We start from the raw sequence: 15132 nt of genomic DNA, 5'->3' as shown, positions 1-15132 counted from the left end.
GGCCCAAGCCAGCGCGTGTGCTCACAGCACAAAAGGCAAGGCGCGTTGGCGCTTCTTGGTCAAGACAAACAGGGCGTTAGCCACCGCCGGCGCAATCGGCGGCACCCCTGGCTCACCGACACCGGTAGGCGCTTCTCGGCTGGGCACGATGTAGGTCTGCACCAGCGGCGCCTGCGCCAAGTCCAACATACGGTAATCGGTGAGCTGGGTCTGCTGAACCACGCTGTCTTCGATGTCGATGCGGCCGTACAGCGCTGCGGTCAATCCAAACACCACCGCGCCTTCCATTTGCTGGGCCACCGTTTGCGGGTTGACCACGGTGCCGCAGTCCACTGCGCAGACCACCTTGTGCACCCGTGGCTGGCCACCCTCCATCGACACCTGCGCCACCTGCGCGACGATGCTGCCAAAAGATTTGTGCAAAGCAATACCGTGTGCGTGGCCCGCAGGCAGGGGCTTGCCCCACTCGGCCTTCTGTGCCGCCAAATCCAGCACCGCCAGGTAGCGGGGCGCCTGGGCCAGCAGGCTGCGCCTGAATGCGAGCGGGTCTTGCCCGGTGTGCACCGCCATCTCGTCGATAAAGCTCTCGGAGAAAAAAGCATTGTGCGAATGGCCCACCGATCGCCAAAAGCCCACCGGCACGCCCGAGGTGGTGGCCACATGGGCCATGTGTTGGTGCGCAACGCCGTAAGGCAAATCAAACAAACCCTCAGCGGTCGTTTTATCCGGCATGTCCACGGGCCCCGCCAGCGCGGGCAGTGTGCGTGCCATCCAGCGCGGCGTGATGGCGTCGCCCGCAGACTTGATGCGCAAACTCTGCACCTTGCCTTGGGCATCGAAGGACGCCTTCAAATCAGCCACATGCATGGGTCGGTAAAAGTCATGGCGCATGTCTTCCTCGCGCGACCACGCCAGCTGCACCGGCTGGCCATCGCAGGCCATGGCGACGGCCACCGCCTGGGCCACAAAGTCCACCTCCAAGCGGCGCCCAAAGCCACCGCCGAGTTGCGTGACATGCACGCGCACCTGATCGGCGTCGACCCCGGCAACACGTGCCGCCGCCGCGCGCGTCTGGCCTGGCACTTGCGTGGGCACCCAGACGTCGACCTGGCCCGCCGCAACACGGGCGGTGCAGTTCATGGGCTCCAAGGTAGCGTGCGCCAGATAGGGCGCGGCATAGCGGGCCTGCAAGGTATTGCCCGCCGCCGCCTCGGCCGCTGCCGCATCGCCCTTCTCGTAAAACGCAAAGCCGCTGTCTTGCTCCAGCGCGGTGGAGAGTGCTTTGGCAATGTCCGCCGTGTTGAGCGCACCCTGCGCCCGAGGCCCCCATTGCGCTTGCACGGCGGCGGCGGCTTTGCGCGCATGCCAGGTGCTTTTGGCCACCACGGCAAAGCCCGGTGTTGAGCCGTCCACCGCGGCCAGTTTGACGAGCTTTTTCACACCCGGCATGGCGATCGCCTGCGCCTCGTCAAGGGAAACCAAGCTGCCATCGATCTGGGGACACATCACTGCTGCCGCGTACAGCATGCCGGGCAGACGCACATCCAGCCCGTACACCGCTGCACCTCGGGTCTTGGAGGGAATGTCAGTGCGCGCCAGGCCCTGGCCCATCAGTTTCCAATCTTTGGGGTCCTTGACGGCGACCTCGCTGGGCTGGCTTTGGGCTGCTGCAGCTGCGAGGACACCAAAGTGCGCCTGCTGGCCCGGCCCGCGCACCACACCGTCGGCAATCGACAACTGCGCCACCGCAACGCCCCACTGCTTGGACGCCGCTGCCAACAGCTGCGCGCGCGCCGATGCGGCGGCCAGGCGCAGCGGATCCCAGGCGTCGGCAATGCTGGACGAGCCGCCGGTCACGCTGATGCCCAACTCGCGCGCCACCTTGCCGACCATCCACTCGCCCACGCGCACGCTGGTTGGCGGCTGCTTGCCTTCGGACTCGAGTGGATGAAAGGGCAGCGACGCAACAAACATGGCAACATTGCCGTAAATCTTGTCGTGACCTGCCTGTTCGAGCTGCACCCGATCGAGCGCGACGTCGAGTTCCTCGGCTACCAGCATCGCCAGCGCCGTGTGGACGCCTTGGCCCATTTCACTGCGCGGCATGGCCAAGATCACCTGCCCCTGCGGGCTGATCTTGATCCAGCCATTGAGCCCGATGTCGCCCTGCGTGGGCGGCATGGTCGATGGGCTGCCCAACCGAGAGCGCTGGGGCAACACGCTCCAGCCGACTACCAGCGCACCAGTAGCACCCAGTGCGCTCAGTATCCAGGTGCGGCGCTTCATGTGCTGCTCCCTTGCAAGTTGTTCGCTGCGCGGTGGATGGCCTTGCGTACCCGTTGGTAGGTTCCGCAGCGGCACAGGTTGGTCATGGCAGCGTCGATGTCGCTGTCGGTGGGCCGGGGGGTACGCTCTAGGAGCGCTGCAGCAGCCATCAGCATGCCGCTTTGGCAGTAGCCGCACTGGGGCACCTGCTCAGCGATCCATGCGGCTTGCAAAGCGTGTTGCTTGTCTGCGCTGCCCAGCGCCTCGATGGTGCGGATTTTCTTGCCCTGCGCAGCCGCCACCGGCAGCACGCAGGACCGAACGGCTTGCCCGTCCAGGTGCACGGTGCAGGCGCCGCAGGCGGCAATCCCGCAGCCAAACTTGGTACCCGTCATGTTCAGACCATCGCGCAGCACCCACAACAGCGGCATGTCGGGCTCGGCGTCCACCGTCACGGTGGCTCCATTGATATGCAGTTCCATCCCTTACCTTTCTTCGCGCAAACGCGAGCGCACATAAACCAACACCACGCCCATCGCCGCAACCAGCAGACCGATGGCGTACCAGGCCGTGCCATCAGCGCCCTGGGTGTTCTCCAAAAAATAGCCCACCACCACGGCCAGCAAACCGCCGTAAATCAGTACCCAGACCAGACGCTCCAGGCGCACTAACTTGCGGTTGGTCGTACCTTTGTAAGTCTTGAAAAATGCCATCGGGAATGTCCTTCAGTTGGGGCCAGCCCATGGCCCAAGTGACGCGCGGGGCGCCCACCGCCCAGACCGCGCAGCGGGGACGATTGTGGTGCGTCTGCGCGGCTGCGTCGAATCGACGGCTTACCCCCAGGGAAAAAAGCAACAAAGTGCCAATTTGGCACTCCTACAGGTAGAGTGCTAACATTCGGGCCTGTTTCTTTGGGAGCACTTCCATGAACCTGACGCTTGCCAACTCTACCGCAGTCGCACCTGCCAACCCGTGGGCCGTGATGGCGCCCTTGGGCAACCTTGACGCTTACATTTCTGCGGCCAATCGCCTGCCCATGCTCAGTTTGGAAGAGGAACAACGGTTTGCGCGCAAATTCAAGTTGGAGAACGATCTTGAGTCGGCCAGTAAGTTAGTACTCTCTCACTTGCGGCTGGTGGTCTCGGTTTCACGCCAGTACCTGGGTTATGGCCTGCCCCATAGCGACCTGATTCAAGAGGGCAATGTGGGATTGATGAAGGCGGTCAAGCGCTTTGACCCCGACCTAGGCGTGCGCCTGGTGAGCTACGCCCTGCACTGGATCAAGGCCGAGATCCATGAATACATTCTGAAAAACTGGCGCATGGTCAAAGTGGCCACGACCAAGGCGCAGCGCAAACTGTTCTTCAACCTGCGCTCGATGAAGCAGCGCTTCAAAAGCGACGATGCCGCCGCCGACCTGGGGACCCACCGCGATACCCTCAACCCAGCCCAGGTTGCTGCCATGGCGCGCGAGCTCAAGGTCAAGCCCGAAGAGGTGATTGAAATGGAGGCGCGGCTTTCGGGCGGCGATGTGCTCCTCGATCCCAGCCCCTCTGACGACGGCGAAGAGGCCTTCGGACCCATCGCCTACCTGACCGACACCAACCATGAACCCGTGGCCATGCTGGAGGCGCGCGAGCGCGATGTGCTGGCCACCAGCGGTATCGCCGCCGCACTCGATTGCCTGGACGCCCGAAGCCGGCGCATCGTGGAAGAGCGCTGGCTCAAGGTCAATGACGACAACTCCGGCGGCATGACCTTGCACGACCTCGCTGCCGAGTACGGCGTGAGCGCCGAGCGCATCCGCCAGATTGAAGTTGCCGCGATGAAAAAGATGAAGACGGCCCTGGCGAGCTACACCTGACCGCGGTACGTCCGCAAGGCAGCCAGGTACTTAAGACGCCTGCTTGAGCAGTTGGGCAATGTCCTGGGACAAAGCCGCTGCACCGCTGCCGTAGCGGGTAAAGAGGCGCAACTGCCCCTGGGTGTCAAAGATGTAACTGCCCGCCGAGTGGTCCATGGTGTAGCTGGTGGGCGTTGGGCCCTCGACCTTCTTGTAGTAGGCCTTGAAGTCTTTGGCGAGCGCAGCGAGCTTCTCGGGAGTGGTGTAAGCACCTAGAAACGTCGGGTCGAAGTTGGTGACGTAGGCCTTCAAGACCTCGGGCGTGTCGCGGGCGGGGTCCACGGTGACAAACAGCACCTGCAGGCGCGCGCCATCCTCTCCCAAGGCACGCTTGACTTCGAGCAACTCGGTCATGGTGGTGGGACAAAAATCGGGGCACTGGGTGTAGCCAAAAAACACGACCACAATTTTTCCTGCGAAATCCGGCAAGCGCCGCACTTGCCCGTTGTGGTCGGTCAGCTCAAAGCCCTTGGCGTAGTCGGCGCCGGTCACGTCGATGGACGTGAAGGACGGCTTGGTCTCCGAGCATCCAGGGAGCGCGGCGACCGCGGCCATGGAAGCAGCCAGGAGCACAGTGGTTTTCAGCAGGGTGCGCTTGTGCATGGTGGTCTTAGAAAATGTAGTGGTCTAGCAGCAGGGCCGCAAACAGCAAAGTCAGGTGAATCAGCGAGAACCGAAACGTGGCACGCGCCAGCGCATCCGAGTAGCGCCGCATCAGCACCCACGCGTAGCCGCAGAAAACCAAGCTCAGCCCAGTGGCCACGGCCAGATAAAGCCAGGAACTCATGCCCTGCACAAACGGCAGCAGGCACGCGGTAAACAACAGCAGGGTGTAGAGAAAAATCTGCAACCGGGTGAATTCGCTGCCGTGCGTCACTGGCAGCATGGGCAGCCCGGACTTGCGGTAGTCCTCGACGCGGTACAAAGCGAGCGCCCAAAAATGCGGTGGCGTCCAAAGAAAAATAATCAGAAAAAGAATCAGCGCTTCGGGCCCTACATTGCCGGTCATCGCGGTCCAGCCCAGCACCGGCGGCATGGCGCCCGAGGCACCACCGATTACGATGTTTTGGGGTGTGAGGGGTTTAAGAATCACGGTGTAGACCACTGCGTAACCGACAAACGTGGCAAAGGTGAGCCACATCGTCAAGGGGTTCACCCAGACGTACAGAATGAAAGAACCAGTCAGGCAGAGCACCGCAGAAAACAACAAGGTTTGCCTGTCACTGAGTTCGCCACGCGCAGTCGGTCGCCAAGCCGTGCGCTTCATCTTGGCATCGATGCCTTTTTCCACAATGCAGTTGAAGGCGGCCGCGGCACCTGAAACCAAGTAGATGCCCAAACAGGCCACCGCGCCCAAGCCCAGGTCTGCTGGCGTAGGAATGCCGGGCACTGCCAACACCATGCCAATCAAGGCGCAAAACACAATCAGCTGGATCACGCGCGGCTTGGTCAGCGCATAGAACTGGCGCAGCACAGAAAGCACGCTGGGCGCGGCCATGGTGCTCATTCGCGTACTCCACTGGCGGCAGGGGAAAAACTGGCTTGCGCAGCGCTTGGCACCAGCACGGCAGCGGTGGCGCTGGTGCGGGCCAGCACCCACACCAACACGCCGACCATGGCCGCTGCGCCGCCGGTATGTGCAACGGCGGCCACCAGCGGCCAACCCAGCACGACGTTGCTCAAGCCGGTGGCAACCTGCAAAAGCACCAAGGCCGCCAGCCATTTGGCGGCGGTGCGCATGGTTGGCGTTCTGTACAAACGGGCCGCCAGCGCCAGCAAGACCGTGACCGTCACCACGGCGGCAAGCCGGTGCACAAAATGGATGGCGGTGATGGCCTGAAAGCTGATGGACGCACCTTGCGCGTCCAGCCCCAAGGGCCGCCACCACTGGAACGCTTGCGCAAAGTCCATATCGGGCCACCACACGCCTTGGCACTTGGGAAACTCAGTGCAGGCCAGCACAGCGTAGTTGGTACTGACCCAGGCGCCGGAAGCGGCCTGCAACACCAGCACCAGCACGGCCACGGCGACACCAGCCCGCATCGCGGGCGACAACTCGGCAGGTGCAGCAACCAACCCATACAGGCGGCCACCGCGCACCGACTGCCAAACCAGCAAGGCCAGCAGCGTGTAGCCGCCCAACAGGTGCAGGGTCACAATGGCAGGGAACAAGCCCATGGTGACGGTCAGCGCACCGAACGCACCCTGCACACACACCCAAACCAAGGTGGCAGTTGCCAGCCAATGCATGCCTGGATCACGCCGCCCGTGGGTGCGGCGCATCCACCAAGCCGCACCCGCCAGCAGTGTGATCAAAGCCCCCACGCCCGTGGCCAAGTAGCGGTGCACCATTTCGATCCAGGCCTTGCCGTGGGTGACCGGTCCGCTGGGCAGCGCCTGTTGTGCTGCAGCAATGTGCGCGCGGGCACCCACCGGGCTGGCGCTGCCATAGCAGCCTGGCCAGTCCGGGCAGCCCAGGCCGCTGTCGGTGAGGCGGGTAAATGCGCCAAACAAAATCAGATCAAAAGTCAAAAACAAGGTCACCAAAGTCAAGGCGTGCAGGCGTCCGCCCACCGATGCATGCCGGTGCCTCCAAGCCACCCACAGCACAGGCAGCGCGGCAATGGCCGCACCGACCAGCAGCAGCGGCAAGATGGGCGACAGATCGTAGAGTGAGTCTTCCATGGTGGGTTTAGCGCCCGGATTGGTCCCAGCTCGCTGACGCACGCAGCAAACGGTCCAGATCGCGCTTGAATTTGGAGGCGTTGTCGATCGAGATGCCGGCCGGAAAACGCATCATCCAGTTCGCCATCGGGTCCACCACGTACAAGTGGTCGGGCAAAGTATGGCCCGCATCCGGTGCTAACCACGCTGACAACTCGGCTGACGAGACACGCGCCACGGTCGCGCCCCGCAGTGCAGGCAGCAGCGCCTCGGAAACGGGCGCGTCGTCGGTAATCAGCCAGACCCGGTCCAAGCGGTCTTTCTCGCGACCCAGCGATTCACGCAACTGGCGCTGGAAATACAAGTGGTTTGCGCACTGCGCGTCGCAGGCACCAGACGAGACCGTCACCAGCAGCCACTGCGCTTTGAGCGACTGCAGGGCAAACGGCGTGCCGTCGAGCAGTGTGCCCACCATGGGCGGCATCGGACGCTGTGGCTGGATTAAAGCGCCGTAGTTTCTGCGTCCTTCCGGGCGGATGAGGTAGTAGGTGGTGTACGAGGCGATGACTGGTGCCGCGCAGATCAAGAACACCAACATCATTTTCCAACGGCCCAACACGGTGCGCTTGCGCTCCTGCGCTGGCGGTACGTAGGGCTCTGGCATGGAATGCACCGTCAGCCCCAAGGGGGTGTCGTCTTCAGGGCGGCTGCTAGACATGGGGCGGCAAATCCTTGGTGCGGTGCAAATAGGGTTGAATCACTTGAAACCAGAGGGTCAGGAGGGCAATCAGGGCCGACAAACCAAACCACTGGAAAGCGTAGCCGTAATGCTTGTCGATGCCAGAACCCACGACAGGCCATTGCCGCAACAGGCCCTCGCTATAGCCACCGGTCTGCTGCAAAGTCACCGGCAGCACGGACAAGCCGGTGTGCGACCTGAACTGGTCAAGGTCGAGATTTTGCCGGATGGCACCAGTCGATGCTGGCCCAGGCTCGTAAAGCTTGCTCGGCGGCGGGACTATGCGGCCTTCCACCGTCACCAAGCCATCGGGCGTTTCGATGTTGGGCAGCGCGTTTCGATCTTGAAAGTTGCGCGCCGCCCAGCCCCGCTGCACCCACACGTGGGCGCTGCTGTCTTTGAGCTGCAGTGGGGTCATCACAAAAAATCCGACCTTCGCGTTCATCTGCCGGTTATCCAGAAACACGGTGTACTGGGCCAACCACTGCCCCTGCAGCAGCGCACGCTGGCGGCTAAACACCTTGGCGTCGGGTGCGCCCAGCAACGCCGTCGTGTCAACCACCGGCTTGCGCTCGGCCGCCTGCAGCGATTGCTCCAAATCGCGCTTCTGTGCAGCGCGGTCTAGCTGCCAGTTGCCCAAGGCCAGGGTCACCCCAAAAGCAATGAGAGCCCCCAAGAGCAGCAGCACGGAGCGGTACCGCTTGCTCAATTCATAATCCCATGCATGACATACCTTGTAGCGCTCGCTTTTTTGGCCATTCTCACCAGCCTGGCCGCCGCATTGTTTTTCATGATGCGCGGCAACAAGCCCCAAGACCCCACACAACCCTCGCAGCGCATGGCACGCGCGCTGGCGCTGCGGGTGGCGTTTTCAATTTTGCTGTTTGTTTGCATTTTGGTGTCTTGGCAACTTGGCTGGATCAGCCCAAGCGGCGCTCTGCAGGTCCAATAAACACGCACGCCTAAGCACCCCTGTAAGCGCCTCCAACGCTGCAGCAAAAAAGGCACCGCATGCGGTGCCTTCTGTGCGTGGCGCAGCAGCTTACAGCCAGTACACCAGGATGTAGAGCCCCAACCAGACCACGTCCACGAAGTGCCAGTACCACGCTGCGCCTTCAAAACCAAAATGGCGCTGGGCAGTGAAGTGGCCCTTTTGCAAACGCAGGGTGATGAACAGCAGCATCAGCATGCCGACCAGCACGTGGAAGCCGTGAAAGCCCGTGAGCATGAAAAATGTCGAGCCAAAGATGCCGGAACTGAGTTTGAGATTGAGGTCCACATACGCGTGGTAGTACTCGTAGCCCTGCACCACCAAAAAGACAGTACCCAGCAGCACGGTAAACCACATGAACAAAATCGTGCGGGCGCGGTTGCCGGCCAGCAAAGCGTGGTGGGCGATCGTGAGGGTCACGCCCGAGGTCAACAACAAGGCGGTGTTGATCGTCGGCAAGGGCCAGGGACCCATGGTTTTGAACGGCTCAACGATGCCGGCCGGGGACGCTGTCGCACCAGCCACAACGCTTGGCCAAACCGCTTTGAAATCGGGCCACAGCAGCGAGTTTTCCAGGCTACCCAAAGCAGGAACCGAATGCGAGCGCGCCCACCACAGTGCCGTGAAGAAAGCGCCGAAGAACATCACCTCGGAGAAGATGAACCAGCTCATGCTCCAGCGGTAGGACAGATCGATCTTGTTGCCGTACTGGCCGGCTTGGCTTTCCGCAATGGCGTCGCTGAACCACTGGTACAAGACAAACAACCAACCGACCAAGCCCGCGAAGAGAGCGTACTTGCCCCACTCAACGCCATTGACCCACTGCCCTGCGCCCAGAATGACGAAGAACAGACCCAAAGCTGCCATCGCCGGATGGCGCGATGGGCCAGGCACAAAGTAGTACGGGGTTGTGCCCTGTGTTGTTGAACTCATTTCAGCTCCATTCCTTGCATAACAATCCTTGCCGCCCCAGAACTTGCGCCCTATTTCGCGACAACCCAATTCACCAGTCCGATCAACCCAACCACGATCAGCAGCACCGAGACCAAACCCACCAGCACCACATGCACGGGGTTGACCCGCGACAGGTCGTCTTGGTAACCCTGCTTGCTACGGATGCCCACAAACGACCAGGCAACCACCTTGACACTGTGCATGAAGTCGCCGAACTTACCCCGCGCCATCACGAACCTGACAGACGCGCCGCAGGCGCATCGACTGCCGCAACCGGGGCTGCCGGCGTCTTGCCACCCACCTCAAAGAAGGTGTAAGACAAGGTGATCGTCGTCACATCTTTGGAGAGTTTGGGGTCAATCACAAAGGCCACTGGCCAAGACTTTTTCTCACCCGGATCCAAGGTGTACTGGCTAAAGCAGAAGCACTCCAGCTTGTTGAAATGAGTCTGCGCCTGCTTGGGCGCGTAGCTGGGAATCGCTTGCGCCGCCATGCGGCGGTTTTGGATGTTCTGGAACTCGTACATCACCGTGGCCAACTCGCCAGGATGCACCTGCATCGAACGCATCGCTGGCTTGAAATCCCAAGGACCGCGCGAATTGGCGTCGAACTCCACAGTAATAGTGCGGGTGGTGTCCACCTGGGTGTTGGCTGACAGCTTGGACTTTCCGGTGGCAAAGGTTTGCTCACCAATGGCCAAGATATTGATACCCGTGACTTCGCAAATGGCCTCGTAAAGAGGCACCAGCGCATACCCAAAACCAAACATGCCCACGGTCACCACCGCAAGCTTGCGCAGCATGTATCGGTTCAGGCCGGCCAGATTCATAGCTCAAGTCCCAAAGAGGGCCACCCGGCCAACAAAGCCAGCGAAAAACACTGCCACCACCGAGGCAAGAATCCACCCCAGTTTGGCGTTAGACCGCTTTTGTTCGGGGGTCTTGGTCATGTCAGCCGATCACTTTGGTCGCGGTGGCGTCCAGCTTGGGCGGGTTCTCGAAGGTGTGGAAAGGCGCGGGAGAGGGCACTTCCCACTCCAAACCTTCGGCGCCTTCCCAAGGTTTTTGCGGGGCCTTCTCGCCTTTACCCATCATGGTGGGAATCACGATGAAGACGATGAAGTACACCTGCGCCAAGCCAAACGCAAAGGCACCCCAGGACGCGAGTTGGTTGAAATCGGCAAACTGCATGGGGTAATCGGCGTAGCGGCGCGGCATACCTGCAAGACCCAAAAAGTGCATCGGGAAAAAGGTGACGTTGAAGGCAATCAGCGACCACCAGAAGTGGATCTTGCCGCGAGCTTCGCTGTACATCACACCGGTCCACTTGGGGCTCCAGTAGTAGTAGCCAGCAAACATGGCGTAGAGCGAGCCTGCCACCAACACATAGTGGAAGTGGGCCACCACGTAGTAGGTGTCTTGCAACTGGATGTCAATGGGCGCCATGGCCAGAATCAGGCCGGTGAAGCCACCCATGGTGAACACGAAGATGAAGCCCACCGCAAACAACATGGGGGTCTCAAAGGTCATCGAACCGCGCCACATGGTGGCGATCCAGTTAAATATCTTCACGGCCGTGGGCACCGCGATCAGCATAGTGGCGTACATGAAGAACAACTGACCGGTGACCGGCATGCCCGTGGTGAACATGTGGTGAGCCCACACAATGAACGACAGGATAGCGATGCTCGAAGTGGCGTACACCATGGAGGCGTAGCCGAAAAGCCGCTTGCGCGCGAAGGCTGGCACGATCTGGCTCACGATGCCGAAGGCCGGCAAGATCATGATGTACACCTCGGGGTGGCCAAAGAACCAGAAGATGTGTTGGTACATCACCGGGTCGCCACCGCCAGCCGGATTAAAGAAGCTGGTACCGAAGTGGCGATCAGTCAACGTCATGGTGATCGCGCCCGCCAACACCGGCATCACTGCGATCAACAAGTAGGCAGTGATCAACCAGGTCCACACGAACATGGGCATCTTCATCAGCGTCATGCCCGGCGCGCGCATGTTGAGAATGGTCACGATGATGTTGATCGAGCCCATGATGCTCGACGCACCCAGAATGTGCAGCGCAAAAATGGCCGCATCCATGCTGGGGCCCATTTGCAGGGTCAGCGGTGCATACAAGGTCCAGCCCGCAGCAGGCGCGCCGCCGGGCATGAAGAAGGAACCTGCAAGGATGACCGCTGCGGGGACCATCAGCCAGAAGCTGAAGTTGTTCATCCGTGCAAATGCCATGTCCGAGGCACCGATTTGCAAGGGAATCATCCAGTTAGCAAAACCCACAAAGCCCGGCATGATCGCGCCGAAAACCATGATCAGACCATGCATCGTGGTCAGCGAGTTGAACAGCTCCGGGTTCACGTACTGCAGACCCGGCTGGAACAACTCCGCACGGATGCCCAAGGCCAACACGCCACCGAACATCAGCATGGTCAAGCTGAAAATCATGTACAGCGTGCCGATATCCTTGTGGTTGGTGGCAAACACCCAACGGCGCCAGCCGGTGGGGGCATGGTGGTCATGGTGATCGTCATGGGCGTGATCGTGGTGGCCTAGAACTGCGCTCATAGAGATTTCCTTGTCAATGCACTAATCGGTCGTAGATGGAATGGGCCTGGGCGTCTACTTGCGCATGGCCAACACGTCAGCAGGCTGCACCACTTGGCCGGTCTTGTTGGACCAGTTGTTCTTCGTGTAGGTGATCACCGCGGCAATGTCCGTATTGCTGAGCGTATTCCACGCTGGCATAGCGCCGTTGTTCTGGCCGTTGAGCAGCACCGCGATTTGTTTGGTTTTGTCGGCATCAAGCACCACGGCAGCGCCGTCCAACGCCTTCACGTTGTCTATGGCCTTGCCTTCCGGCTTGTGGCAATTAACACAGTTTTTGGCGTACACCTTTTCGCCAAGCTTGAGGCTCTCCTCCAAGGTGAAAACTTTGCTGGGGTCATCCGCTTTGGCCGCAATCTTCTTCATTTCGGCAGCCACCCATACGGAGTAATCCTCGGGCGAGACCACCTTGACGTGGATGGGCATGTACGCATGCTCCTTGCCGCACAACTCGGCGCACTGGCCGTAGTAGTCACCCACTTTTTCAGCGCGAAACCAAGTGTCGCGCACAAAGCCAGGGATGGCGTCTTGCTTGATACCAAAGGCCGGCACCATGAATGCATGGATCACGTCGTTGGCCGTGGTGATGATGCGCACCTTTTTGCCCACCGGCACCACCAGTGGCTGGTCCACCTTCAACAGGTAGTCGTCCACCGGTTCACCGGCCTTGGGGCCGCCAGCATCCGACAGGGCACGGTGGGCGCTGTCCAAAGTGGACACAAACGCAATGCCTTCGCCCTCGCCCTTGATGTAGTCGTAGCCCCACTTCCATTGCATGCCTGTGACCTTGATGGTCAGGTCGGCATTGGTGGTGTCTTTCATGGCGACCACGGTTTTGGTGGCCATCAAGCCCATCACCACCACGATCACAAAGGGTGCGAGCGTCCAGGCGATTTCAACTGCTACGCTTTCATGGAATTGCGCTGGCTTGTGTCCCACCGATTTGCGGTGCTTCCAGATGGAATAAAACATGACCGCAAAAACCGCAACGAATACCACTGTGCAGACGATGAGCATGAACCAGTGCAACCACTGCTGCTCATGCGCGATTTGGGTGACAGCCGGCGGCAAGTTCAATTGGTTGACAGCGGGCCCACCGGGCAAGTCCTTCACCGCATGTGCCGACGTCAACGCAGCAGACAGCCCCCAAGTGCCTCCTGCCAACATCAATGAAGTCACCCAATTGAAAACGCTCTTCATCGTTCTTACCTCTTTATTGCTTCGAATGTTCTTGTGCTGCGCGTACCGGTTGTCGGCTGCTTTTCACAAACTAGGGGGCTTCGACCCGGGCTGAATCGTGGCCATTGTAGCCGAGCGTTTGGCGCCAAACAGGGCCCAAACAATGCCCCCTCATTTCCTTCCGCGGGCCAATGTTTCGCGCATTTCTTCGAGTGAAAACGCAGTCTGCGGTCCGACCTTGAGCGCGTTTTTTGGCTTGGGCTTGAAGGCATGGCCGTAAATGACTTCAAAGGTCAGCGCCAGACGTCCGGATTCACTGGGCGCAGCCAAACCCTCCTCCAGCGTGGCGCACAAGCGCTCGCGCCAGGCGCGCCCCCGCAACGCAGGAAAGCGCTCCAGATGCAAATTGCGGCCCAAGCCACGCAACTCCGCCAGCAGGTTATGGCCAGAACTGAAGCTCAAGGTGATGCGCTCCATGTCCATCACTGGCTCAGCAAAGCCTGCGCGCACCAGCATGTCGCCCCAATCATGCATGTCGGTGAAAGCATGGCAGGGCGCTGGCCAACCTTGCGTCGCGTAGACGGCTCGCAACTGGCGCAAGGTGTCAGGACCCAAACACGAGAACATCAAAAAGCCATCAACCTCGACCAAGCGATGCCAATGCGACAGCAGCCCCTGGGGATCGGCATCCATGTGCAAGGCCATGTTGGCCCACAGCAAATCCACCGGGGGCGCGTCGGGTCCGAAGTGCAGCTTGGGCCCCATCCACCTGGCCGTGCGCCACCAAGCCGGCTGCAGCCGCTGCTTCGCCAGCGGCACATGCAAGGCGTCTTCGATGACAAAACACGCGGCTCTGGGGTAGCGGCCAGACACCAAACCGTGCGCTTGCGTGCCGCCGTGAAGCGGATGCCAATTGGCCCAGCGCCGAGGCTGTGCGACGATCCATTGGAGCCGGTCTTCCATACGCCGGCCCACTTCCTCGTGCAACCAGGCCGATGGCTGCGGCACCATGCGCTGCCAGCGCGCAGCGGCTTGGGGATCCATGGTGGGCGGTCGCTGGGTGGTCATGGGGCTGCAAAAGGGTGGCCGCGAGTATATTGGTCGCATGCTATTGGCCGCACTCGACCGGGCTCTGAACGGGCTTCCCAGCCAATGCGCGGTCTGCCGCACGTGGCCAGCGCAACCGGTGTGCGAGCGGTGTGTCGCCCGCTTTGCGCAGCCACGCCCGCGCTGTCGGCAGTGCGCCTTGGTGCTGCTCACTGGCGGGCCAGTGTGCGAGCATTGCGCCCACCAAGAACCCAGCGCGACGGACCAAGTGTTGGCGGCGGTGTCCTACGCCTACCCTTGGTCGGCCTTGGTGGTCGACTTCAAGTTCCATCAGCACACCGGTTGGGCTCGCAGCTTTGCCACCCTGATGCGCAGTGTGCCCTGGGTCGAACCAGCGATCGACCGCGCGGACTGGGTGGTTCCCATGCCGTTGGCCGCTAAGCGCTTACAGGAGCGTGGATTCAACCAAACGGCGCTCATGGCCCGCGCACTTGAACCCACCAAAGTGCAATCCGATGTACTTTTGCGCGTGCTTGAGACGCCGCCGCAAAGCGCGCTGGCGCGCCAAGATCGACTGAACAACGTTGCTGACGCATTTGCAATCGAGCCAAGCCGTTACGCCGAAGTGGCCGGCAAGCACATCGTTCTGCTCGACGACGTCATGACCAGCGGCGCGTCCTTGGCCAGCGCCGCACGCGTACTGCGCGGCGCCGGAGCGGCACACATCACTGGCCTGGTGTTTGCACGCACCGAGGCTTGATCCTGTGCCGCGTAAATA

The 15132-nt window shown here is 61.0% G+C and carries 18 protein-coding genes; 3 read left to right on the top strand and 15 right to left on the bottom strand.

The features are described 5' to 3' along the window. Nucleotides 1-21 precede the first annotated feature (21 nt). Genes ACILRC_RS09265 through ACILRC_RS09255 form a run of 3 tightly spaced genes read right to left on the bottom strand, consistent with a single transcriptional unit; the run spans nt 22 to nt 2978 of the window. Entirely contained in the window at nt 22-2286 is a 2265-nt protein-coding gene (locus tag ACILRC_RS09265; protein WP_395669077.1) for a molybdopterin cofactor-binding domain-containing protein, read from the bottom strand. Then, nucleotides 2283-2747, bottom strand: a complete 465-nt coding sequence (locus tag ACILRC_RS09260) for a (2Fe-2S)-binding protein (RefSeq protein WP_395669076.1) — start codon at nt 2745-2747, stop codon at nt 2283-2285. Before ACILRC_RS09260 ends, ACILRC_RS09265 begins: the two co-directional genes overlap by 4 nt. Nucleotides 2748-2750: 3 nt before the next feature. Further along, the gene (locus tag ACILRC_RS09255) at nt 2751-2978 is read right to left on the bottom strand and encodes a hypothetical protein (protein ID WP_395669075.1); all 228 of its coding nucleotides are present in this window, start codon (nt 2976-2978) and stop codon (nt 2751-2753) included. A 212-nt stretch (nt 2979-3190) separates the two neighbouring features. Between ACILRC_RS09255 and rpoH the strand changes: the two genes are divergently transcribed. Further along, entirely contained in the window at nt 3191-4129 is a 939-nt protein-coding gene (rpoH, locus tag ACILRC_RS09250; protein WP_395669074.1) for an RNA polymerase sigma factor RpoH, read from the top strand. Between the two features lie 30 nt (nt 4130-4159). Here rpoH and ACILRC_RS09245 read toward each other — a convergent pair whose 3' ends face one another. From ACILRC_RS09245 to ACILRC_RS09225, 5 genes are read right to left on the bottom strand one after another with little or no spacing between them, the layout of a single operon-like run. Further along, entirely contained in the window at nt 4160-4771 is a 612-nt protein-coding gene (locus ACILRC_RS09245) for an SCO family protein (protein WP_395669073.1), read from the bottom strand. A gap of 7 nt (nt 4772-4778) precedes the next feature. Continuing rightward, nucleotides 4779-5675, bottom strand: coding sequence for a heme o synthase (cyoE, locus tag ACILRC_RS09240; RefSeq protein WP_395669072.1), 897 nt, complete (start codon nt 5673-5675; stop codon nt 4779-4781). Then, nucleotides 5672-6853, bottom strand: a complete 1182-nt coding sequence (locus ACILRC_RS09235) for a heme A synthase (protein ID WP_395669071.1) — start codon at nt 6851-6853, stop codon at nt 5672-5674. Before ACILRC_RS09235 ends, cyoE begins: the two co-directional genes overlap by 4 nt. A gap of 7 nt (nt 6854-6860) precedes the next feature. Then, entirely contained in the window at nt 6861-7550 is a 690-nt protein-coding gene (locus ACILRC_RS09230) for a hypothetical protein (protein WP_395669070.1), read from the bottom strand. Further along, nucleotides 7543-8259: an SURF1 family protein gene (locus ACILRC_RS09225; protein ID WP_395669069.1), complete on the bottom strand. Its 717-nt coding sequence runs from the start codon at nt 8257-8259 to the stop codon at nt 7543-7545. The genes ACILRC_RS09230 and ACILRC_RS09225 overlap by 8 nt, the downstream gene beginning before the upstream one ends. A gap of 36 nt (nt 8260-8295) precedes the next feature. Between ACILRC_RS09225 and ACILRC_RS09220 the strand changes: the two genes are divergently transcribed. Beyond that, nucleotides 8296-8523, top strand: coding sequence for a twin transmembrane helix small protein (locus tag ACILRC_RS09220; protein WP_395669068.1), 228 nt, complete (start codon nt 8296-8298; stop codon nt 8521-8523). 90 nt (nt 8524-8613) lie between these two features. Here ACILRC_RS09220 and ACILRC_RS09215 read toward each other — a convergent pair whose 3' ends face one another. The 7 genes from ACILRC_RS09215 to ACILRC_RS09185 form a co-directional block, all read right to left on the bottom strand. Beyond that, complete coding sequence (locus ACILRC_RS09215; protein WP_395669067.1) at nt 8614-9495, bottom strand: cytochrome c oxidase subunit 3; 882 nt, start codon at nt 9493-9495, stop codon at nt 8614-8616. 50 nt (nt 9496-9545) lie between these two features. Then, complete coding sequence (locus ACILRC_RS09210) at nt 9546-9719, bottom strand: DUF2970 domain-containing protein (RefSeq protein WP_395669066.1); 174 nt, start codon at nt 9717-9719, stop codon at nt 9546-9548. 26 nt (nt 9720-9745) lie between these two features. Beyond that, complete coding sequence (locus ACILRC_RS09205) at nt 9746-10345, bottom strand: cytochrome c oxidase assembly protein (RefSeq protein ID WP_395669065.1); 600 nt, start codon at nt 10343-10345, stop codon at nt 9746-9748. 3 nt (nt 10346-10348) lie between these two features. Further along, the gene (locus tag ACILRC_RS09200) at nt 10349-10465 is read right to left on the bottom strand and encodes a cytochrome oxidase small assembly protein (RefSeq protein ID WP_395669064.1); all 117 of its coding nucleotides are present in this window, start codon (nt 10463-10465) and stop codon (nt 10349-10351) included. Between the two features lies 1 nt (nt 10466). After that, on the bottom strand, nt 10467-12089 hold the full coding sequence (gene ctaD / locus ACILRC_RS09195; RefSeq protein WP_395669063.1) for a cytochrome c oxidase subunit I: 1623 nt from the start codon (nt 12087-12089) through the stop codon (nt 10467-10469). A 54-nt stretch (nt 12090-12143) separates the two neighbouring features. Beyond that, a complete protein-coding gene (coxB, locus tag ACILRC_RS09190; RefSeq protein ID WP_395669062.1) occupies nt 12144-13328 on the bottom strand; it encodes a cytochrome c oxidase subunit II in 1185 nt (394 codons plus the stop codon). A 150-nt stretch (nt 13329-13478) separates the two neighbouring features. Next, nucleotides 13479-14375 (bottom strand): biotin synthase, encoded by an 897-nt coding sequence (locus ACILRC_RS09185; RefSeq protein ID WP_395669061.1) that lies wholly within the window; start codon nt 14373-14375, stop codon nt 13479-13481. Nucleotides 14376-14412: 37 nt separating this feature from the next. Between ACILRC_RS09185 and ACILRC_RS09180 the strand changes: the two genes are divergently transcribed. Further along, entirely contained in the window at nt 14413-15114 is a 702-nt protein-coding gene (locus ACILRC_RS09180) for a ComF family protein (protein WP_395669060.1), read from the top strand. The last annotated feature ends 18 nt before the right edge of the window (nt 15115-15132 follow it).

Source organism: Rhodoferax sp. (assembly GCF_044236835.1).
Taxonomy (GTDB): domain Bacteria; phylum Pseudomonadota; class Gammaproteobacteria; order Burkholderiales; family Burkholderiaceae_C; genus Allorhodoferax.
This window is presented reverse-complemented; position numbering and strand designations above follow the sequence as displayed.

Coding starts and splice junctions, on each gene's coding strand:
- ACILRC_RS09265 (WP_395669077.1), bottom strand. CDS start 2,286: ATGAAGCGCCGCACCTGGATACTGAGCGCACTGGGTGCTACTGGTGCG.
- ACILRC_RS09260 (WP_395669076.1), bottom strand. CDS start 2,747: ATGGAACTGCATATCAATGGAGCCACCGTGACGGTGGACGCCGAGCCC.
- ACILRC_RS09255 (WP_395669075.1), bottom strand. CDS start 2,978: ATGGCATTTTTCAAGACTTACAAAGGTACGACCAACCGCAAGTTAGTG.
- rpoH (WP_395669074.1), top strand. CDS start 3,191: ATGAACCTGACGCTTGCCAACTCTACCGCAGTCGCACCTGCCAACCCG.
- ACILRC_RS09245 (WP_395669073.1), bottom strand. CDS start 4,771: ATGCACAAGCGCACCCTGCTGAAAACCACTGTGCTCCTGGCTGCTTCC.
- cyoE (WP_395669072.1), bottom strand. CDS start 5,675: ATGAGCACCATGGCCGCGCCCAGCGTGCTTTCTGTGCTGCGCCAGTTC.
- ACILRC_RS09235 (WP_395669071.1), bottom strand. CDS start 6,853: ATGGAAGACTCACTCTACGATCTGTCGCCCATCTTGCCGCTGCTGCTG.
- ACILRC_RS09230 (WP_395669070.1), bottom strand. CDS start 7,550: ATGTCTAGCAGCCGCCCTGAAGACGACACCCCCTTGGGGCTGACGGTG.
- ACILRC_RS09220 (WP_395669068.1), top strand. CDS start 8,296: ATGACATACCTTGTAGCGCTCGCTTTTTTGGCCATTCTCACCAGCCTG.
- ACILRC_RS09215 (WP_395669067.1), bottom strand. CDS start 9,495: ATGAGTTCAACAACACAGGGCACAACCCCGTACTACTTTGTGCCTGGC.
- ACILRC_RS09210 (WP_395669066.1), bottom strand. CDS start 9,719: ATGCACAGTGTCAAGGTGGTTGCCTGGTCGTTTGTGGGCATCCGTAGC.
- ACILRC_RS09205 (WP_395669065.1), bottom strand. CDS start 10,345: ATGAATCTGGCCGGCCTGAACCGATACATGCTGCGCAAGCTTGCGGTG.
- ACILRC_RS09200 (WP_395669064.1), bottom strand. CDS start 10,465: ATGACCAAGACCCCCGAACAAAAGCGGTCTAACGCCAAACTGGGGTGG.
- ctaD (WP_395669063.1), bottom strand. CDS start 12,089: ATGAGCGCAGTTCTAGGCCACCACGATCACGCCCATGACGATCACCAT.
- coxB (WP_395669062.1), bottom strand. CDS start 13,328: ATGAAGAGCGTTTTCAATTGGGTGACTTCATTGATGTTGGCAGGAGGC.
- ACILRC_RS09185 (WP_395669061.1), bottom strand. CDS start 14,375: ATGACCACCCAGCGACCGCCCACCATGGATCCCCAAGCCGCTGCGCGC.
- ACILRC_RS09180 (WP_395669060.1), top strand. CDS start 14,413: ATGCTATTGGCCGCACTCGACCGGGCTCTGAACGGGCTTCCCAGCCAA.